General features: G+C 39.2%; 18 protein-coding genes and 1 tRNA gene. 6 read left to right on the forward strand and 13 right to left on the reverse strand.

Annotated features, from left to right (window positions below; genetic code table 11):
* Positions 1–22: 22 nt before the first annotated feature.
* The 5 genes from ruvB to pdxH all read right to left on the reverse strand — a co-directional run bounded on the left by ruvB (position 23) and on the right by pdxH (position 4437).
* Complete coding sequence (gene ruvB / locus ABFX33_RS16095; protein WP_120257478.1) at positions 23–1045, reverse strand: Holliday junction branch migration DNA helicase RuvB; 1023 nt, start codon at positions 1043–1045, stop codon at positions 23–25.
* A 12-nt stretch (positions 1046–1057) separates the two neighbouring features.
* Entirely contained in the window at positions 1058–1795 is a 738-nt protein-coding gene (locus ABFX33_RS16100; RefSeq protein WP_346086855.1) for a polyprenol monophosphomannose synthase, read from the reverse strand.
* A 291-nt stretch (positions 1796–2086) separates the two neighbouring features.
* On the reverse strand, positions 2087–3283 hold the full coding sequence (locus ABFX33_RS16105) for an NADH-quinone oxidoreductase subunit D (RefSeq protein WP_428835649.1): 1197 nt from the start codon (positions 3281–3283) through the stop codon (positions 2087–2089).
* A 5-nt stretch (positions 3284–3288) separates the two neighbouring features.
* Positions 3289–3777: an NADH-quinone oxidoreductase subunit C gene (locus ABFX33_RS16110; protein ID WP_346086856.1), complete on the reverse strand. Its 489-nt coding sequence runs from the start codon at positions 3775–3777 to the stop codon at positions 3289–3291.
* A gap of 6 nt (positions 3778–3783) precedes the next feature.
* The gene (pdxH, locus tag ABFX33_RS16115) at positions 3784–4437 is read right to left on the reverse strand and encodes a pyridoxamine 5'-phosphate oxidase (protein WP_346086857.1); all 654 of its coding nucleotides are present in this window, start codon (positions 4435–4437) and stop codon (positions 3784–3786) included.
* Positions 4438–4591: 154 nt separating this feature from the next.
* On the opposite strand from pdxH, the gene ABFX33_RS16120 reads away from it, so the two are divergent.
* The 3 genes from ABFX33_RS16120 (at position 4592) to ABFX33_RS16130 (ending at position 7636) form a co-directional block, all read left to right on the forward strand.
* The gene (locus tag ABFX33_RS16120) at positions 4592–5155 is read left to right on the forward strand and encodes a YqgE/AlgH family protein (protein ID WP_346086858.1); all 564 of its coding nucleotides are present in this window, start codon (positions 4592–4594) and stop codon (positions 5153–5155) included.
* A 254-nt stretch (positions 5156–5409) separates the two neighbouring features.
* Positions 5410–7302: a molecular chaperone HtpG gene (htpG, locus tag ABFX33_RS16125; protein ID WP_346086859.1), complete on the forward strand. Its 1893-nt coding sequence runs from the start codon at positions 5410–5412 to the stop codon at positions 7300–7302.
* Between the two features lie 260 nt (positions 7303–7562).
* Positions 7563–7636 (forward strand) — tRNA-His (locus ABFX33_RS16130).
* A 276-nt stretch (positions 7637–7912) separates the two neighbouring features.
* Here ABFX33_RS16130 and ABFX33_RS16135 read toward each other — a convergent pair.
* Positions 7913–8188, reverse strand: coding sequence for a transcriptional repressor (locus tag ABFX33_RS16135; RefSeq protein WP_167457179.1), 276 nt, complete (start codon positions 8186–8188; stop codon positions 7913–7915).
* A gap of 584 nt (positions 8189–8772) precedes the next feature.
* On the opposite strand from ABFX33_RS16135, the gene ABFX33_RS16140 reads away from it, so the two are divergent.
* Positions 8773–9804: a Gfo/Idh/MocA family oxidoreductase gene (locus ABFX33_RS16140; protein ID WP_346086860.1), complete on the forward strand. Its 1032-nt coding sequence runs from the start codon at positions 8773–8775 to the stop codon at positions 9802–9804.
* 185 nt (positions 9805–9989) lie between these two features.
* Here ABFX33_RS16140 and ABFX33_RS16145 read toward each other — a convergent pair whose 3' ends face one another.
* On the reverse strand, positions 9990–10559 hold the full coding sequence (locus ABFX33_RS16145) for an outer membrane beta-barrel protein (RefSeq protein WP_346086861.1): 570 nt from the start codon (positions 10557–10559) through the stop codon (positions 9990–9992).
* Positions 10560–10813: 254 nt separating this feature from the next.
* Complete coding sequence (locus tag ABFX33_RS16150) at positions 10814–11698, reverse strand: cation diffusion facilitator family transporter (RefSeq protein WP_257090872.1); 885 nt, start codon at positions 11696–11698, stop codon at positions 10814–10816.
* Positions 11699–11842: 144 nt separating this feature from the next.
* On the opposite strand from ABFX33_RS16150, the gene ABFX33_RS16155 reads away from it, so the two are divergent.
* Together ABFX33_RS16155 and ABFX33_RS16160 are read left to right on the forward strand one after the other, a co-directional pair.
* Positions 11843–12427, forward strand: a complete 585-nt coding sequence (locus ABFX33_RS16155) for a Crp/Fnr family transcriptional regulator (protein WP_120257469.1) — start codon at positions 11843–11845, stop codon at positions 12425–12427.
* A gap of 61 nt (positions 12428–12488) precedes the next feature.
* On the forward strand, positions 12489–13184 hold the full coding sequence (locus ABFX33_RS16160) for an alpha/beta fold hydrolase (protein WP_223583343.1): 696 nt from the start codon (positions 12489–12491) through the stop codon (positions 13182–13184).
* A gap of 87 nt (positions 13185–13271) precedes the next feature.
* Here ABFX33_RS16160 and ABFX33_RS16165 read toward each other — a convergent pair whose 3' ends face one another.
* From ABFX33_RS16165 to ABFX33_RS16185, 5 genes are all read right to left on the reverse strand, one after another.
* Complete coding sequence (locus ABFX33_RS16165; protein WP_346086862.1) at positions 13272–13838, reverse strand: TlpA family protein disulfide reductase; 567 nt, start codon at positions 13836–13838, stop codon at positions 13272–13274.
* Between the two features lie 159 nt (positions 13839–13997).
* Positions 13998–14264: a hypothetical protein gene (locus ABFX33_RS16170; RefSeq protein ID WP_346086863.1), complete on the reverse strand. Its 267-nt coding sequence runs from the start codon at positions 14262–14264 to the stop codon at positions 13998–14000.
* 440 nt (positions 14265–14704) lie between these two features.
* Complete coding sequence (locus ABFX33_RS16175) at positions 14705–14926, reverse strand: hypothetical protein (RefSeq protein WP_120257465.1); 222 nt, start codon at positions 14924–14926, stop codon at positions 14705–14707.
* Positions 14927–14963: 37 nt separating this feature from the next.
* The gene (locus tag ABFX33_RS16180) at positions 14964–17381 is read right to left on the reverse strand and encodes a heavy metal translocating P-type ATPase (RefSeq protein WP_346086864.1); all 2418 of its coding nucleotides are present in this window, start codon (positions 17379–17381) and stop codon (positions 14964–14966) included.
* A gap of 169 nt (positions 17382–17550) precedes the next feature.
* A complete protein-coding gene (locus ABFX33_RS16185) occupies positions 17551–19806 on the reverse strand; it encodes an ATP-binding cassette domain-containing protein (RefSeq protein ID WP_346086865.1) in 2256 nt (751 codons plus the stop codon).
* Between the last annotated feature and the right edge of the window lie 46 nt (positions 19807–19852).

A 19852-nucleotide genomic window follows, 5' to 3' on the forward strand; every position in this document is an offset into this window, starting at 1 on the left:
GCCTCTAGGAGGCTATTTAGAATTAAAACAATGTATTTCCTTTTGGATTATGCGCCCGACCAAGGTGTCTATAGGCAGCTTCAGTGCATTCACGCCCCCTCGAGGTACGCATAATATAACCTTCCTGAATCAAAAAGGGTTCATACACCTCTTCGATTGTACCCTCGTCTTCTCCTACTGCAGTAGCAACAGTTTTAAGTCCTACTGGCCCACCTTTGAATTTATCAATAATTGTAGTCAAGATTTTATTATCCATCTCATCCAAGCCATTTTCATCCACGTTCAGCGCTTGTAGCGCATATTTTGCAATTTCTTGATCGATACTTCCATTTCCCTTTATCTGAGCAAAATCCCGCGTACGACGCAATAAAGCATTTGCGATCCGTGGGGTCCCTCTACTCCTACGTGCTATCTCGTAAGCACCCTCATCAGAAATAGGTGTATTCAGAATATGTGCAGACCGAAGTACGATCGTTGTCAATAGTTTTGCATCATAATATTGAAGCCGTGAATTGATCCCAAAACGTGCGCGCAGCGGAGCCGTTAACAAACCAGATCGTGTCGTCGCGCCAATCAGTGTAAAAGGATTTAATGAGATCTGCACAGAACGGGCGTTAGGACCTGTTTCCAGCATGATATCGATCTTAAAATCTTCCATGGCCGAATAGAGATACTCTTCCACCAAAGGGCTTAAACGATGGATTTCGTCAATAAACAGCACATCACCCTCCTCCAAGTTTGTTAATAAGCCCGCAAGATCTCCTGGTTTGTCCAAGACCGGGCCTGAGGTAATTTTTATACCTACCCCCATTTCATTGGCAATAATATGCGAAAGTGTCGTTTTACCTAATCCTGGAGGGCCATGTAACAAAACGTGATCCAAAGCTTCTCCTCTCAATCGTGCAGCTTTCACAAAAATATTTAGATTCTCCAATATTTTTGCCTGCCCTGTAAAATCTTCAAATGCTTGAGGTCGCAACGCCCGTTCGATGTCACGATCTGTATTGTTCAAACGTTCCGGATTTGGATCTAAATTTTCGTTCATTGACCAAGATTATTAATTTCTCTTATAGCTTTTTCCGATACTCCCCAGTTTCAACTGGATCACACCAAAAAAAGCCTCCTTAAAGATACTCGTACTCATTTTAGATGTGCCTTCGGTTCTATCCGTAAATATGATAGGTACCTCCACAACTTTAAAACCATATTGTATGGCCGTAAATTTCATCTCAATTTGGAAAGCATAGCCAACAAATTTAATCTTGTCCAAAGGAATAGTCTTCAACACCTCCCGTGTAAAGCAGACAAAACCAGCCGTAGCATCCTGAATTTTAATTCCTGTGATAAAACGGACATATACAGACGCAAAATATGACATCAAGACCCGGCTCATCGGCCAGTTGACAACATTTACGCCTTTTATATACCGAGAACCAATACTCATATCAGCACCATCCACACAGGCTTGTCTCAGACGGACCAAATCCTCCGGATTGTGACTAAAATCAGCATCCATTTCAAAGATATATTGATAATGTTCTCTGGCAAGCCCCCATTTAAACCCATGAATATAAGCGGTCCCCAAGCCCAGCTTCCCTTTCCGTTCTTCTATAAATAAGCGGTCAGCGAACTCGTTCAATTGTAAATTTTTTACGATATCTGCTGTGCCATCAGGCGACCCGTCATCCACAATTAGGATATCAAATGCATGTGATAAGGAAAAAACTTTACGAATAATCTTTTCAATATTTTCCTTCTCATTATATGTTGGAATAATTACTAAACTCTCCGCCACTTTTCTTTTATTTAAGACCCGTAAAGGTAATAATTTAAGCCAAATTCTATACTAGGAATTTCGATGAAATCTTCACAAATGGGATATTTTGTATAATAACTAAAAAAAGAAAAGCCCGCTACTATGGGAGTAACGAGCTTTCATTAACCAATTATAAACTTAAATTATGAGACTGCAAATATGATGAATATTGCTTACATATGCAAATTTTTATGCGTTTTCATGCAACATTTTCAATACAATATCCCATTTTTTATCAAAACATCTTCATAATGTGCAGAATACTGCAATTTATCGATCTACTTCACCCAAAACAATGTCAATCGACCCCAGTATAGCAATGAGATCAGCAATCAACACTCCTTTTCCCAATTCGGAAATAACAGAAAGGTTATTGAAACTTGGCCCCCTCGATTTTACCCGTAATGGAATATCGGATTTCTCTTTCGTCACAAAATAAAAACCGAGCTCGCCTTTCGGGTTTTCCGCACGCACATAGTAATCTTGCGCTTTCAGATTCACCTTTTTGGGCACGAGTGCACGTGGATCAAAATCAGCTGTACGCTTAAAATCTTTCTGCAGCCGCTCAAGGCACTGCTCAACGATACGAACAGATTCATGCACCTCATCTACCCTAACTTTATAGCGATCCCAGCAATCTCCGATATTCCCCATAGTTCCCTTCCCCACTGGAATCTCAAAATCTATTTCTGGGTAGACGGAGTATCCATCAATCCGCCTCAAATCCCATTTAATACCTGATGCGCGTAACATAGGACCCGAAACACCATAATTGATTGCAACATCCGCCGGTAGGACACCTATATTCGCTGTCCTAGATATAAATATCTGATTCTGGGTCAATATCTCATCCAATTCAATCAATTTGGGTTTAAAATAGTTGATGAATTCTGCGCAACGCGCTTCAAAACCAACAGGCAAATCATAGAAAAGACCACCGACCCAGATGTAATTATATAACATACGCGAACCGGATGCCCATTCCAACATATTCATAATATGTTCACGATCTCTAAAACACCATAGAAAAGGAGTTGTGGCACCGATATCGATGCCGTAGGTACCAATAGCAATTAGGTGTGATGCAATGCGATTGAGTTCGCAGACCAGTACCCGAATATATTCTATTCTTTTGGGGATTTTACTATCCAACCCCAACATACGTTCCACCCCCATCACAAATGCATGGCTATTATTCATGGATGCCAAGTAATCTAGACGATCGGTAAAGGGAATTGTCTTCCCATAGTTTAAAGATTCCGCATGTTTATCAAAACATCGGTGCAGGTACCCCAAATGCGGAACGACTTCCTTGACAATTTCCCCATCCGTAATCAACTGCAAACGCAATACACCATGTGTTGAAGGGTGTTGCGGACCCATATTCAAGACCATCTCTTGCGTAGAAATTTCCGTGAGATGCCTTTCATAACGATCTAACGCTTCTTTATATTTTGGATTCGCCATACAGATCAATTAATGTTAATGCCATGATATTTTTCAGCCTCCTGATAATCCTTTCGTAGTGGATAACCCTCCCAATCATCCGGCAGGAGTATTCTTCTTAGATCCGGATGTCCTGAAAAATAAATTCCCATCAGATCAAAAGCTTCCCTTTCATGCCAATTTGCTGTACGCCAAATGGGAGTAACAGACGGGATTTCTGGCAGCTCATCCAACGAGCGATTGCCCTCCAGTTCCACTTTCAATACGACTGTATGTTGATAAGGCAATGAACTCAGATGATAGACGATCGTAAAGTGATCTTCGTAATCTACAGCAGTTATATTGCTCAAAAAATCAAAATATAGACCCTCGGTATCCCTAAGAAAAGAGCAAACAGGAACTAGATCTTCAACATGGATAAACAAAGCGGCTTGTAAGCCAGTCATCTCCTCTTTCTGGATTACTGAATCTCCAAATGCGGAAACTAGTTTTAATTTAATTTCTTCAAATGTCATATTATGTTATGGAGCTAGACGCGTGATTTTCCAAGAATCCGAAACCTTTTTATAGACGATCCGATCATGAAGACGGCTAGCACGTCCCTGCCAAAATTCAAAATAGATTGGTTTTAGAATATAACCACCCCAATGCGCTGGACGAGGTATAGTCACATCATCCAAATATTGCTTCTGAAGCTCTTCTACTCTACTCTCTAAAAAATTTCGGTTTGGAATCTCACGGCTTTGGGGGGATGCCAAGGCACCTATGCGACTACCCTTAGGACGCGATTGAAAATATTCATCCGAATCTGATTCATTCACTAGCTCGATAATACCCTCAATACGGATTTGCCGTTGTAGCTCAGGCCAGAAAAATAAAAGCGCAGCATGCGGATTATCTTTCATGTCTTCCCCTTTTCGGCTCTCATAATTTGTAAAGAATACCAACCCTCCTTCTGAAATATCTTTTAATAAAACAATCCTTGAAGAAGGTAAATGCTGTGACGAGACAGTGGACAACACCATCGCATTGGGCTCGATCACCTCACTATGAGTAGCCTCATCAAACCATTTTTTAAACTGATGGATGGGATCATGATCCACATCCGATTCAGATAGGTTACCCAATACGTAATCTTGTCTGATCGCTGCAATATCTTTATGTTGAATGGACATAGAAACCTATTTTTATATTCCTACAAACTTACTAAAATCATTGCTTTTTCTCTATAAACTTAGTAGAAATTGCCAAAAACGTTTTTTTGGCACAAATCTCGCATGAGTTAAACAAAAAAGGATTAATTTCGACATATACTTAATTTTGCGTCCTATGTTTAATGAATTAGACCCACAAAAAGGAAGCCTGCTGATTTCAGAGCCATTCATGTTAGACCCTCGATTCCTAAGGTCTGTTATCCTATTATGTGATCATAACCAAGAAGGTAGCTTAGGCTTTGTATTGAATAATAAAACGAATGTCTATATTGGTCAATTATTGGAATCAATAGCGCAATGTCATTTCCCGATCTATATAGGTGGACCTGTGGCACAGGAGAGCCTATTTTTTGTACATAGTCGGTTTGATCTTCTACTAAGTGGTGAAGAGGTTGGTCCAAACCTCTATTTTGGCGGTGATGAAGAAAAACTTATTGACGCGATTCAACAGGATCAGCTTAAATCTGATGAAATTAAGTTTTTCATCGGCTATTCAGGTTGGTCAAGCGGACAATTGGATAAGGAAATAAACGAAAACAGCTGGGCTGTTCAAAATAAATACCATCATCAGATTATTTTTGAGGGTAATGGTGAATTGCTTTGGAAGGATGCTATTATCGGACTAGGTCCAAAATATGCGCATGTCGCCAACTTCCCACAGAGCCCTGAATTAAATTAAGATTATTCGCAGAGCTAAATCTTCTACAGGATTACCGATCGACCGATTCAAACATTTGCTTGCTTCCATCCCGAGCCTCTATATTTTTTGTCTAAGCTATCCTGACATAGGTTCAAATACGATTACTAGGGTACATTGAACGATTATGACAAAATGAATGAATTTCTGCCATCCTGTCCTACAATCGCTATTTGGAACACAGATTGTTCATTAATCACCAAAATCATAAAATTAAATATAGCAACATACAAATTATGAATCCAGAAAAAGGTAGTATTTCAATCCACACGGAGAACATATTTCCCGTAATCAAAAAATTCTTATACTCAGATAATGAAATTTTCTTGCGCGAACTGGTATCTAATGCAGTTGATGCTTCCCAAAAGATTAAACGTTTAGCATCTTTGGGGCAATACAATGGCGAAACAGGTGAGTTAATCGTAGATGTGAAGTTTGATGAGGCGGCCAAAACCATTACGATTTCAGACAATGGTATTGGTATGACTGCCGAAGAAATCAAAAAATATATTAATCAAATCGCATTTTCGGGAGCAACAGAATTCATGGAGAAATTCAAGGAAGCTAACGATGCAAATGAAATTATTGGTCGCTTTGGATTAGGATTCTATTCTGCATTTATGGTGGCAGACACCGTAGAAATTCAATCATTATCCTACCAAGATGGAGCCGAACCAGCGCATTGGACATGTGACGGTAGTACTTCTTACGAAATTTCAACAGGGACTAGAACAACACGTGGTACAGACATCATTTTGCATATCAATGACGAGTCCACAGAGTTTTTGAGTCAAGCTCGTCTACAGGACATCTTGGACAAATATGCAAAGTTCCTTCCTATCCCAATTCGTTTTGGCACGAAGACAAGCTCTGAGCCAGATGGAGAAGATGAGGAAGGTAAACCAAAATATAAATCTGTAGAAGTTGACAATATCATCAACAATACAAATCCAGCCTGGACAAAGTCCCCTTCAGAGTTAAAAGACGAGGATTATTTAGCCTTCTATCGCGAACTATATCCTTATTCGATGGATGAGCCATTGTTTTGGATCCACCTTAACGTAGATTATCCATTTAACTTGACTGGTATTCTTTACTTCCCTAAAGTGAAAAACGAGCTGGAAATCCAACGCAACAAAATCAAGCTTTACTCTAGACAGGTATTCATTACTGATGAAGTAAAGGATATTGTACCGGAATTCCTGATGTTACTTCATGGGGTAATTGATTCTCCAGATATTCCATTGAATGTCTCACGCTCTTTCTTACAGGCAGATAGCAATGTTAAGAAGATCAACAGCTATATTACCAAAAAAGTTGCGGATAAATTAAATGAAATATTCAAAACTGACCGCAAAGGTTTTGAAGAAAAATGGACAGACATTGGCTTGTTTATCAAGTATGGCATGCTAAGCGATGAAAAGTTCGCGGAAAAAGCGAGTGATTTCTGCTTGGTAAAAAACACCAACAACGCGAGCTTTACAATCAAGGAATACTATGAAAAGGTAAAAGATATTCAAGTCGATAAAGATGGTAATATTGTTTACTTATATACACATGATGCTGCTCAGCAAGATGGTTTTATCCAAACAGCGTTAAACAAAGGTTACGATGTTTTGGTACTTGATGGCCCACTTGACACACATTTCACCTCCTATTTGGAACAAAAAGGAGGCGAAAAGGTACAGCTTAAACGTGTAGACGCAGATGTGATCGACAAGCTAATTCAAAAAGATGAGAAGATCGAACTTTCATTATCCGAAGAGGAATCAAAAAAAACTTTGGAAGTTTTCGAAAAAGCGATTTCGCGTCAGGATATGAAAGTTGAGGTAGATGCCCTTCGTGAGAGTGACTTACCCGTATCCGTTACTATAGATGAGTTTATGCGTCGTATGAAAGATATGGCCAAAACTGGCGGTGGTGGTATGAACTTTTATGGTTCATTGCCGGATAATTACAAAGTAACGGTTAACGGTAATCACCCGTTGATCAAAAGAATATTATCTTCTTCTGATGAAGAAAGTGCGAAACTGGCGAAACAAGCCTTTGATCTAGCACTTTTGTCAAGAGGCCTGTTATCTGGTGCAGATCTAACATCTTTTGTAAAAAGAAGTGTTGAGATGATCTAATATCACAATAACTGTATAAAAAAAGCGATCACTCTAGTCGGGTGATCGCTTTTTTTATACTTTTTGATTCAATTACCTAACAAAAATCGACCTGATTTTAAGTAAAAATCTCAAATCACGTCCTACGGGCTATTACAATCGTTTTTTATTAAAATTTAATAAACTAATCTTCACCTAGTTGACTTTAATACCTGTTTTTTTTCATTTAAATATTTGGAGGGAAGAGGGTTTAATCGTACTTTTGTATCATCAAAATCACGGTAGGTATAGCTCAGTTGGTTAGAGCACTAGATTGTGGTTCTAGGGGTCGTCGGTTCGAGCCCGATTACTTACCCAAAAAGGGCAAATCAAAACAAATTGGTTTGCCCTTTTTCCATTTTATATCGGCTATATTTTTACTCAACAACACGACAATTTACTTTCCCTATCCATAACTTGCAACATGAAACACTTTTCAGTAGTCATGCGAGTTTGTTTGCAATAGATCTGTGCCAATAGCCACTTTTTATTTGCGAACAATCAAAATAGCTGTTATGGAGAGATTAAGGACAATTTTAGATTCCCAAGGCCAGATCTCGTCGATAAAAATATGATCATGAATCTGCCGCGATTAGCACAGGTCCACAGCTTTGAAATCTTTCCTGATCCAACGATAATATCGTCCTCTAGGACCATTCCCACGCAGTTCGAGCCAACCAAGAGCATGCAGCAATTTAATTGTGGAGTACAAAGTTGCCCAACTGATATGCTGTATTGTTCGCAACTCAACATAAAGGTCGTCAATGTTGTCGATAATAACTTTGCGCCACAAATGCTTGATAATATGTAGGCGTTGAGGTGTTAATTTGTGTCCATTACTTGTTAATGAGCTGATTAAAACTTCCATATCTCTTATACTATAAATAGTAGAGTCCGATGACCTGGTTTCGCTCCCATATCTTACCATCCAACTCTATATTATATATTGCATAACTTGTAAAATACCGAAGGCAAAAAACTATCCCTCCAATGAATAATACACAATAAACTAATAATCAACCTAATAAAATTCATCAAACTATTACACATAGCTCATCGTTTTTCAAGAATTATCTTGTCTTTGATCATATTAAGTGATACTACATGAAGTCCTTCTTAAGAATGAAAACAACTGGATATATTTACTTGAGTAAGAATTGTAGTTCTTTAGATCTTCTAAACCCGGCGTATTTCGCTGGCCTATTGTTATCATAGATTTGTAATAAACAATGATGGTATATAGGTATGGATAGGCAAAATCCAGATAAAGTGGACAAAAAATGTGATTTTCCCAAAGAAAAATCAATCCAAATATGTAAGGATCGATCTAAAATAAGACAAGATATACTTATATTTATATCCAGACCCTACTTCGGTCCAACAGTTCGTAGATGTAATTACAAAAAGAATACTCAACAGCAAATAACCTTGCTTCAACAAGATCATATAAAAATGAAAAATACCAAGATCAATACCGGAATTCTAAGCTTTGGTATGTCGGGTCGCGTCTTCCACGCACCTTTCATCCATAGCAATCCACATTTTAACTTTGTCGCCGTTGTCGAACGGTCACAGAAAATAGCACAAGACCTTTATCCCGAAATCAAAAGCTATGATACCGTAGATCAGTTATTGGCAGACGATAAGATAGCACTGGTGATTGTAAACACGCCAAATCATACACACTTTGAGTTCGCGACAGAGGCCCTAAAAGCAGGAAAACATGTTCTGATCGAAAAACCAGCCGTGGAAAATATAACGCAGTTCAACGAACTTTCCGAGGTCAGCAAAAAAAGTGGGAAGCGGATTTTCTTTTATCAAAACAGACGTTATGACAGCCATTTTCTCGATGTAAAAAAAGTTATTGAAAGTGGCAATCTTGGTAAATTAACTGAAGTATCTTTCCGCTTCGACCGCTATAAAATGGAATTAGGTCAAAAATATTTCAAGGAAAACAACCAATATATCTCCAGTGGTCTCACCTATGATCTGGGGCCTCATATTATAGATCAGGCTATTTCGCTCTTCGGAAAACCATTGAAATTTAGTAAAACAACTTCAATTAACCGACCCAACTCCCAAGTAGCAGACTACTTCCATTATCATTTACGCTACCCCAATGAACTGAATGTATTTCTAACGGGGAGCCTTGCTGTGGCCGATCCTTTGCCCGCTTTTGTGGTACATGGTACCAAAGGAAGCTTCATAAAAACGATGGCTGATGTGCAAGAACAGCAATTGATAGATGGCATGCTTCCCGATAATCCAGCTTATGGTGTAGAACCGAATGGCAGTGAGGGTAAATTGGTGACTATCGACAACACAAATCAAAAGCATATTTCTTATCCGCTTCCACATAGAGGAGATTATAATCTATTATTCAACGACATCTATGAGAATCTTGTCAATGAGGTCGAATATCCAATTACAATGGACCATATCAGATGGCAAATTGAAATGTTATCTGCCGATAATAACCTCTAGCATATAGCATTGATAAGGCAATCGTAAAGACTCAAGCACAAAAGTAGTAGCTTTTAACACAAAAAACCATCCCAATTAAATTGGGATGGTCCTCTCCTGTTTATATTGCCAATATCAATTTTTATGCATTAAAAACCAATAGTTTAGCAAAGTCTTTCACAAATGGATTTTGCACTGAAATCGATTTAAAACAGCTCGAATTTGAGTCCCAGTTGATATTGTTCAATATCCGCAGTCCAATTGTCTATGATATCATTTGTTCTATTAAATTTTCGATACCGAAAATAAACCTTACCCAATTCTGCACCTAAACTGTAACCTGTTCTGGGCTTACTTCGAAATGCATTCGCTCCATTGTTCAGTTTATAACGGTCATCATTGAGCAAAAAATTGAAATCCAGTCCCCCCATAATCGCAATTGTACGGGTAAAATTTACCTTTAGATACAACGGCACACTCATATATTCCAATTTTCTGGTTCCGGCTCCTATCCCATATTCACTTTCTGCAGTCTGATCGTTATTACGGATCCGCATTAAATTATAGACCGGTTCGGCCTGCAATGCTAGATTTTTGTTAAAATGATAGCTAAGATCCCCTCCGATATGAAAACCGATTCTTTTACCGGAACGAAAAGCCGAACCATTTGTACCAGATAGATTCCCGCCGGCTCTAAGCCCCATTCCAAATTGCGCTAACGCATCATGTGTACACAACATTCCAAAAATTACTGTTACGGCAAATACTATTTTCATTCTTTTGTTGACTAGCATACAATGTTATTTACGATATAAGCTTCTCCCAACAATCCATCCAACATAACTGCATGTATATTTAACAAAGCACCCTCATCGTGAACAGGAGGAGAAAACTTACAGACAATCTATTTCCAGAGAAATAAATTGTTATTTAGAATAAAGCTAAAGGAAAAATAAATACAAATTGACAAAATTATACGAACATCGCTATTTGATATACGAACAGGCTAATTCTTGCCAAACAGGGCCGTTTAGTCTATATATGTACTCGGTTCGATGTGGATCATAACATGACCAAGGTCGGGTATATGTTCGATCAGATAATCTTTGAGTTCGTGAGCCAGTGCATGACCTTCTTTCACCGTGATCTCACTATCCACAATCGCATGTAGGTCGACGTGATATTTTGTTCCCGACTTTCGAACATAGCATTTCTCCGTCGCTTTTATACCCGCTACCTCCAAAGCATATTTTCTGATTTCCTCGATCACTTCCTCGTAAACATTTTCATCCATGATTTCACCAAGAGCAGGTCTAAAAATATGGTAACAATTATACAAAATAAATCCAGCTGCAAATAACGCGGCATAATCATCCGCATTCTCGTATCCCTTACCCAATACTAAAGCGATAGATATACCAATAAAAGCCGCCACCGATGTAATTGCATCACTTCGATGATGCCACGCGTCCGCTTTCAGTGAAGAGCTATTGGTCTCTCGACTCTTTTTCATGACAATTCTGTAAGAACTTTCTTTCCAGATAATGATTCCTCCGAGAACGAATAATGTCCAGGACTTCGGCAGTTCATGGGGTGTCCCAATATTTTCTATACTTTCATAGGCAATGATCGTAGCTGATACGATGAGAAAGCCAACAACGATAAACGTAATAAGTGGCTCTACCCTTCCATGACCATAGGGATGATTTTCATCGGCAGGCCGCTGGGCATATTTTAAGCCAAGAAGAACTAAAAAGGAAGAAAAAATATCAGCGGTGGACTCAATCGCATCTGCTATAAGTGCGTATGAATTCCCAAAAAAACCCGCCAGCCACTTCAGCAAAGCCAACATTGTATTTCCTATAATACTGAAATAGGTGGTTTTTATCGCTGTTTGCTCTTTAATTTGGGACATATCATTATTGCTGTGATGTATTACGAAGGTAATATTTTTATAGTCAACTGTAAAGAAAGTATATGATTCAATGTTGTGACATACTATCAAAAGTTTTCAATAATTTTAATACAAAATTATTTTGGCTTAATATTTTTACCAGCTATGTCTGAGATTGTAAACGAATACACTAAGTTTGGCCCTCTGTTTTTGGTCGATGAAGAACACTATCCTGAATTTTGTAGTTATCTCAAATCGGCAACCTATAAAAAGTCCGATTTCTTTTTGAAAGAGGGCGAGAAATGTCAATACCTTGGTTTTCTAAAAACCGGTTTTATGCGAACGTATTATATCAATGATAACGGTGAAGATGTAACTTTCAATTTCCATTTTGACAATTACTTTTTTACCGATTACGAAAGTATCCTTTGTAACACGAAGTCGCGTATGAATATTAAAGCGGTATCCGATGCCGAGGTATTACTTCTACACAAAGATGACCTTCAAAAACTCTATCAAAAGGATGTTTACTGGCAAGAATTTGGGCGAAAGATGACCGAGGTCATTTATCTCGGAGCTAAAAAGAGAATCGAAGAGTTGTTATATTACTCGCCGGAAATACGGTATAATAATCTACTCGCCGAGAATGCACAAATTTTTCAGCTCGTAGCCCAAAAACATATCGCCAGCTACCTCGGCGTTAAACCACCTTCGCTAAGTAGAATCCGTCGACGAATTTTAAAACGTTAACTTAAGTTAATATGTTTAATAGCAACTTAAACATATATTTGATCTATAAACTTCAACGAATATGGGAAATCAAAATGTAACAATTATTTTAGTCCATGGAGCCTGGGGAGACGGGTCTCATTGGAGACATGTTATCACGAATCTTCATGCAGAAGGATATACAGTACGAAGCGTACAAAATCCATTGACATCTGCTGAAGACGATATCCAAAAGACCAAAGATTTGATCGACCTACAAGCTGGTAAGGTTATTTTGGTTGGTCACTCTTATGGTGGAGCAGTAATATCCGCCGCTGGACATCATGAAAAAGTTGCAGGCTTAGTATATATCGCTGCCTTTGCCCCGGACAAGGGTGAAAGTTTGGGCGGTATCTTCGGCCGTAGAGAACCACCATCCGGTGCTGCCAACCTTGTTCCTGATGAAAAAGGGTTTCTATGGATCAAATACGATAAATTCCACGAAAGCTTCGCTCAAGATTTAGATGAAAAAGATGCGATCGCAATGTCCTTGGCGCAGAAACCAACACATGGAAGTATTTTTGCGGCAGAGGCGGGAGAGCCAGCTTGGAAAACAAAACCCAGCTGGTATCAAGTATCAGACAATGATCATATGATACCGCCAGTGACTCAACAAGAAATGGCGGAACGAATTAATGCTCGTAAAATTATTCATTTGGAAGCCAGCCATGCTTCACTAGCAACCCATCCAAACGAAATTACAGCATTGATCAAAGAGGCGGTTGAAGCAGTATCTTAGGTTAAAAAGTATAAAAAGAGCTAAATAGGTTAACACCTATTTAGCTCTTTTTAGTCCGCGCGACTTTCGCTATGCTCTAGAGTGATGCTAATTTGCCTTTGTCAGTTCCTCTAAGGCCTTTGCAATCTCAGGAGCTGCATAGTCTCTGCTCCCCTCCAAACGTTCTACAATTTGTCCATTTTTGTCCAAAATCACTGTGGTAGGAATGGATCCACCCAAAAATTCTGGTGGAATTTCTCCCGTTGCAGTATATAGTGGCAAATCATATTTGTTCTCCTCCATAAACGCCGCCGATTGCTCAATATCATTGTCGACATCAACCATTAGAAATACTATATTTTTGTTGTCTTTGAATCCCTGTCTTAAGGTATTAATGGACGGCATTTCATGTATACACGGCGGACACCAAGTAGCCCAGAAATTGATAAAGACAACCTTCCCTTTTAAATCACTTAGTTTAACAACATTACCGGCTTTATCTTTGAAGGAAACATCGGCCACTTTTGGCTCTTCAACTTCTTTAACAGCTTGAGCTTGCTCTTTTTCTGCTTTGAGTTTGTTACCATCTGCCGAGTTTCCACAGGCTGTCAAAACACTTGCTGTAATAATAAAAAGTCCAAAACCTGTTATAATCCTATTAAATTTTATATTCATTATTATATATGTAAATTGCTGTATTTTAATTATTTATAAACTATCACTAAAACCCACCTACAGTTTGCTTTTGTTTTATCTTAATAGCTCCCCATCGTATAAAAACAGATGAATATCAGGGCTGTTCTATAACGAAGGTGGGCTAGTCAAAAAAGAATTCTAAATGCGTAATGTTCGATATTGCAGAAAAATAGGTAAAGTATGTGCAATCTTCTGACGCCGGTTTCGGCTAGCCGACAGTTGCAGAGGCTCCCATATGCTAAAAGGGTAAGACGACCTCAGGATTAGCACAGCATCTGGCAAAAGAAGAGTTTCTTTTACAAAGCTTAATCGGGCATTTTCGCTCTCTACCAACTCACTACAGCGCTCAAATCCGTTAACAAGGGGTATGGCCCGATCCGCTATTCTCTCCTGTTCCGTATTCATTGGTGTCCCTATGAGACTTTTGATTCCATTTTTTATTGGACAGGATGTGAGCAATACAAGAATAAACATTACCAAAATAGTAATGTATTGTCCATAGCTTCTGAGAATATTAGATTTAATGCTGCCCATTAATGGCTAAAATAAGCTTATTTGCCCAAGCACACAAATCGCTTGGGCTATTTTTATTTATTTTTAGAGGCTATTGCTCTTCTTCAACAGATAGCCTATAAAACGAGACTTCTTCATAGAAAGATTGGCCTTGTAATTAAAAAAACCAATTCCGCTACGCTTGTTGTTACTCATATCAGTCGGTCAATATAGGCAAGATAATAGTGGTTTTCAAGTGTTCATAGGATCCTATGGCCTTGTAACAACTTATGCAAAAAAAATAAAAGTCGTCCCGGATAAAGGACGACTTTTTCTTGGTTTCCGCATTCAATTTATGCAGAATGTGATGTAGCAATGAAGCCTTTTCTTTTGATAATTTCAATGACTTCTTCCTCAGAGATACCGTTCGATTTCACTGTAAGAATTTTGTCGCTATTTGATGTATCGACGCTCCATTCACAGATGCCTGCAGCATTGTCTAAATCAGCACTTACTTTGGATACACAGCCACCACAGTTAAGGTTTGTTTTGAATTGAATATTTTTGCTTTCCATGTTATTTAATTTTAAAGTTATTGTTTACTATTACGATCTATTTTTTCCATTTTAAACGCAAGCTATTGCTCACGACACTAACACTACTCAAGGCCATTGCCGCTCCAGCAAGCATGGGATTCAAAAGAAAACCATTGATTGGGAAGAGTATACCTGCAGCGACAGGAATACCGATCACATTGTAAATAAAAGCCCAAAACAGATTTTGCTTGATGGTGGCCACCGTCTGTTTCGACAAGCGGATTGCTTGTGGTATTTTAGTCAAGTCCGAGGAAATAATGGTCATTTTTGCTACATCCATAGCAATATCACTCCCTTTACCCATCGCTATACTGACATCTGCAGTTGCCAAGGCGGTACTGTCGTTGATACCATCACCGACCATCGCCACCACCTTTCCGCGTTGTTGAAGTGCTTTTACGAAGTCAGCTTTATGTTGCGGCATCACTTCTGCTTTATAATGTTTAATGCCTGTCTGTTCTGCAATAGCTTTGGCAGTCGATTCATTATCACCGGTAAGCATATAAAGCTCAATACCCATGGCCTGCATTTCTTGAATGGCCAATACAGAGGTTTCCTTAATCTTGTCGGCAATAGCGATCACTGCTAATGCCTGACTACTGTTGGCAAACCAAATGACAGTTTTTGACTCCTCACTCCATTGTTCTGCCCGATCCTGCAATTGCTCTGCGATAGCGATGCTATTTTCAATCAATAGTTTCCTGTTACCAACGTAGTAAGTCTCCAGACCATGATTGGCTTTCGCTCCTTTTCCCGTAATACTGTCAAATGCCGATATTGTCGTCACTGCTACACCTTCAAGGTAATTGACTACAGCTTCCGCAAGCGGATGTTCAGATTGCTTTTCTATACTTAATAATATGGCATTTGTCGTATCATCGCTGTCCAACCATTGGATACCTGTTACCTGCGGTCTCCCCTCGGTAATTGTTCCAGTCTTATCCAAGACAATTGCATTGACACGTTTGGCAAGTTCCAAGCTTTCCGCATCTTTGATCAGGATGCCTTGCTCAGCCCCTTTTCCAACACCCACCATAATTGCTGTGGGTGTCGCTAAGCCAAGCGCGCAGGGACAGGCTATAACTAATACAGTTACAGCAGCCAGCAGACCTTGCACCACACCATTTTCACCGCCTAGAATAAACCACAATACGAAGGTAAATAGGGCGATACCAATCACCACCGGAACAAATATTCCGGCAATCTTATCGACCATCTTTTGCACTGGAGCCTTGCTACCCTGGGCGTCTTGCACCATTTTAATGATCTGCGCCAACATCGTCTCCTTGCCTACTTTGACCGCTTTGAATTGAAAGCTGCCTTTCTGGTTAATCGTACCCGCAAAGACCTTTTCGTTTTCTTTTTTTAACACTGGAACCGGTTCACCACTCAACATGCTTTCATCAACATAGGAATCGCCCAAAATAACCATACCATCCACAGCAATCTTCTCCCCTGGTTTTACCAGGATAATATCACCTGCTTTTACGGCTTCTATTGCAACTTGTATTTCAGATCCATCAGGTTGTATGACCGTGACCGTTTTGGGCTGTAGCCCCATTAATTTTTTTATAGCCGAAGAGGTATTACCTTTCGCTTTTTCTTCCAATAATTTCCCAAGCAGGATAAAAGCAATAACAACCGCTGCAGCTTCGAAATACACATGCGCATGCAGTCCCCGCTGATGCCAGAAATCGGCAAATAACATATTGAAAACACTAAATATATAGGCGATCCCCGTGCTTAATGCAACCAGTGTATCCATATTTGCTGAACGATGTTTTGCTTGCTTCCATGCATTAATAAAAAAGTCCTTACCCAACCAGAGTACAACAGGTGTTGCAAAGAACCACATGATTGGATCTGCATATGGGATATCCATAAAAAACATACCGATCGCCACGACAGGAAGTGATAGGATAATTGCCCATATCGTTTTGCTTTTGAGTGTCCGGAACTTTTCGGCATGGATTGATTCCAACGTTTCTTGTTGGGTTGATTCGTCTTCCACTAATAGATCATAACCGCCGGCTTGTACAGCTTTTTGGATTTTAACGGCATCAGTGATATTCGGAAGATATTCAACGGTCAAGTTTCCGGTAGCAAAATTTACGGAAGCATTCACTACACCAGATTCGTATTTTACCATACTTTCTGCACTCCCTGCACAGGAAGCACAAGTCATTCCCAGTACAGGAAATGTTTTGACTACGGTCGACACGCCATAGCCAAGATCCTTAACAGCTTTCACAGCATTGGCTACAACCTCATTATTTTTGACCGTAATAGCCGCCCTACGATTGTTCAGTTCAACTTTTTGGCTCTCTATCCCCTTTACCAAGGCCAACTCTTTTTCAACAATTAATGCGCAATGTTCGCTTTCCACATCCTCTAAAGGAATATAAATTGTTTCGTTATAATTATTTGTAGCCATATCTGTATGTATTAATCTTACATTACAAATTTGGCCACAAACGGGGAGTAAATCCTTACAGAATTACGGAATTGATTTGTAATATTATGGCTTGTTTTCTATCCTAGGATTCCTAAATGTAAGATCAAATTTTTAGTCTGATCTAAGAATACATCCTGTTTATGATATACTAAGTCATTTTTAAGTGCCCTCTTAAATATACAGCAGTGAGTGATATCTTATCTTCTAAAAGATCAGCCACTGTTCCTTCAAAGAGCAGCTCACCACCATATTTGCCAGCTCCGGGACCAATATCTATTACCCAGTCCGCCTGAGCAATGATGTCAAGATTATGTTCAATCACAATAACAGTATTCCTATTTTTCACAAGTTCATCTATAAAGTTCAGTAGTTTTTGTGTATCTGATGGATGTAATCCCGTACTTGGCTCATCGAGGACTATAATACCATTACTTTGGTTGAGTTCCCTCGTAAGCTTCAGGCGTTGTCGTTCGCCACCTGAAAAGCTATCCAGCCGCTGTCCTAAACTGAGATAACCTAGGCCAAGGTTAGATAACATGTTAAAAACACTATGAAAGGGATCATCGGGAAAGAATACAGCTGCCTCTGTGACAGTCATATTCATGACATCAACGATATTTTTATTCTTGTAATGATAATCTAGTACCTGTGCTGTGAATCCTGAGCCATCACATCGCTCACAAGGTTGCTCAATATCATCCATAAAAGCCAGATCAATTTTCTCAACCCCCAATCCGTTGCAATTTTCACAGGCCCCTAAACTATTTCTACTGAATAGTTTATCAGAGACCTTATTTGCTTTTGAAAAAAGCTTCCTGATCATATCTGATAAATTAAGATAAGTGAGCAGATTGGAACGTACACTGGCCGCAAATAGCGCCTGATCAACAACTTTGATCTCTGGATAAAACATGGGCAATATTTTGTTGATCAGCGTACTCTTACCTGAACCGGCAACACCTGTAACAACAGAAAGCACCTGTTTGGGTATTCTTACATGGATATTTTTCAAATTATGTAAGCTCGCATTCTTTATCTCCAGATAACCTTCCGCCTGTCGTGGAGTGTGATTGAAATCGAAGCGTCGTCCAAAGTAAGATCCTGTTTTTCCCTTGGCATATTGCAGTCCTTCAAATTTGCCTTCGTAGACAATTTCACCGCCTAATTTTCCTGATCCCGGCCCCATATCGACAACCCAATCCGCAATCCTAATTAAATCTGGATCGTGTTCTACAATAATCACCGTATTACCCTTCTCCTTGATCTGTTGAATAATCGTTGCGATATTTTGCAAATCTTTAGGATGGAGACCGATACTCGGTTCATCAAAAATATAGAGCAAGTCAGTTAGACTATTACCGAGATTACGTACCATCTTGATACGTTGGGATTCTCCGCCAGATAAGGTATCTGTGCGCCTGTCCAACGTCAGGTATTGAAGGCCAATAGTGACTATATCATGTAATTTCTTGCTCAGTTCATTTAACAATACCTGATAGGTCTTAGTATTTATAGCGCCTATGAATTCGAGTAACTCATCCACGGAGAGTGATGCACAATCCGCTATGCTTTTTCCCAATATTTTACACGATAGAACCTTTCTATTTAGCCTTGTGCCATTACATACAGGGCATTTTTTTGTGATTATGATAGTTTTGAGAGCCTCTTTTCGGGTTATATTCTCCTTCGAATCTTTTTTTAAGAATGCCTTTTCGATACGAGGAATTAAGCCTTCGTATTTCACAGTCTTTCCCCATTGTTTGTCAGGGTGTCTGGGCTTATGTTCTGCAGCGTTCAAAAGCATCTCCCATTCCGATTTGCTATAATTTTTTAATTTCTTATCATTGTCAAAATATCCAGATAAAGTATATCGCGTTAACCGCCATCCTCCGGGCTGAAATGTCGGAAATGCGATTGCACCTTCATTCAAAGATTTTTCCATATCCAAAAGTCGTGTAATGTCAAGGGTCTGCACAAAACCAAGTCCCTCGCATTCCGGGCACATGCCCAGTGGATTGTTAAATGAAAATACATTGGAATATCCCACAAACGGAGTACCCATTCTAGAAAAAAGCAATCGCAATGAACTATAGATATCTGTAGCTGTACCTACCGTGGAACGGGCATTCCCACCTAGTCTTTTTTGATTGATAATAATAGGTACATTTAAGTGTTCAATCTTATCTACTTCTGGAACCCCGATGTGCTGCAAACGATTTCTGATAAAACTCGTCTGGGTCTCATTAAACTGCCGCTGTGCTTCCGCTCCGATCGTTTCAAATACCAAAGACGATTTTCCAGAACCGGAAACGCCCGTGAAAACAGTGATCTCTTTTTTGGGAATACGGAGCGAAATATTCTTCAGATTGTTTTGCCTTGCATTTACTATGACGATATAATTCATTTCTTTATCTTTGATATGATTAACTTAGTTAACCATAATACTTAAC

Source organism: Sphingobacterium ginsenosidimutans (assembly GCF_039536865.1).
Classification (GTDB): Bacteria; Bacteroidota; Bacteroidia; order Sphingobacteriales; family Sphingobacteriaceae; genus Sphingobacterium; species Sphingobacterium detergens.

Coding starts and splice junctions, on each gene's coding strand:
- ABFX33_RS16105 (WP_428835649.1), bottom strand. CDS start 3,283: ATGGCGAATCCAAAATATAAAGAAGCGTTAGATCGTTATGAAAGGCAT.
- ABFX33_RS16160 (WP_223583343.1), top strand. CDS start 12,489: ATGGGAAATCAAAATGTAACAATTATTTTAGTCCATGGAGCCTGGGGA.
- ruvB (WP_120257478.1), bottom strand. CDS start 1,045: ATGAACGAAAATTTAGATCCAAATCCGGAACGTTTGAACAATACAGAT.
- ABFX33_RS16145 (WP_346086861.1), bottom strand. CDS start 10,559: ATGAAAATAGTATTTGCCGTAACAGTAATTTTTGGAATGTTGTGTACA.
- ABFX33_RS16175 (WP_120257465.1), bottom strand. CDS start 14,926: ATGGAAAGCAAAAATATTCAATTCAAAACAAACCTTAACTGTGGTGGC.
- ABFX33_RS16135 (WP_167457179.1), bottom strand. CDS start 8,188: ATGGAAGTTTTAATCAGCTCATTAACAAGTAATGGACACAAATTAACA.
- ABFX33_RS16110 (WP_346086856.1), bottom strand. CDS start 3,777: ATGACATTTGAAGAAATTAAATTAAAACTAGTTTCCGCATTTGGAGAT.
- ABFX33_RS16120 (WP_346086858.1), top strand. CDS start 4,592: ATGTTTAATGAATTAGACCCACAAAAAGGAAGCCTGCTGATTTCAGAG.
- ABFX33_RS16170 (WP_346086863.1), bottom strand. CDS start 14,264: ATGAATACGGAACAGGAGAGAATAGCGGATCGGGCCATACCCCTTGTT.
- ABFX33_RS16140 (WP_346086860.1), top strand. CDS start 8,773: ATGAAAAATACCAAGATCAATACCGGAATTCTAAGCTTTGGTATGTCG.
- ABFX33_RS16180 (WP_346086864.1), bottom strand. CDS start 17,381: ATGGCTACAAATAATTATAACGAAACAATTTATATTCCTTTAGAGGAT.
- ABFX33_RS16150 (WP_257090872.1), bottom strand. CDS start 11,698: ATGTCCCAAATTAAAGAGCAAACAGCGATAAAAACCACCTATTTCAGT.
- htpG (WP_346086859.1), top strand. CDS start 5,410: ATGAATCCAGAAAAAGGTAGTATTTCAATCCACACGGAGAACATATTT.
- pdxH (WP_346086857.1), bottom strand. CDS start 4,437: ATGTCCATTCAACATAAAGATATTGCAGCGATCAGACAAGATTACGTA.
- ABFX33_RS16185 (WP_346086865.1), bottom strand. CDS start 19,806: ATGAATTATATCGTCATAGTAAATGCAAGGCAAAACAATCTGAAGAAT.
- ABFX33_RS16165 (WP_346086862.1), bottom strand. CDS start 13,838: ATGAATATAAAATTTAATAGGATTATAACAGGTTTTGGACTTTTTATT.
- ABFX33_RS16155 (WP_120257469.1), top strand. CDS start 11,843: ATGTCTGAGATTGTAAACGAATACACTAAGTTTGGCCCTCTGTTTTTG.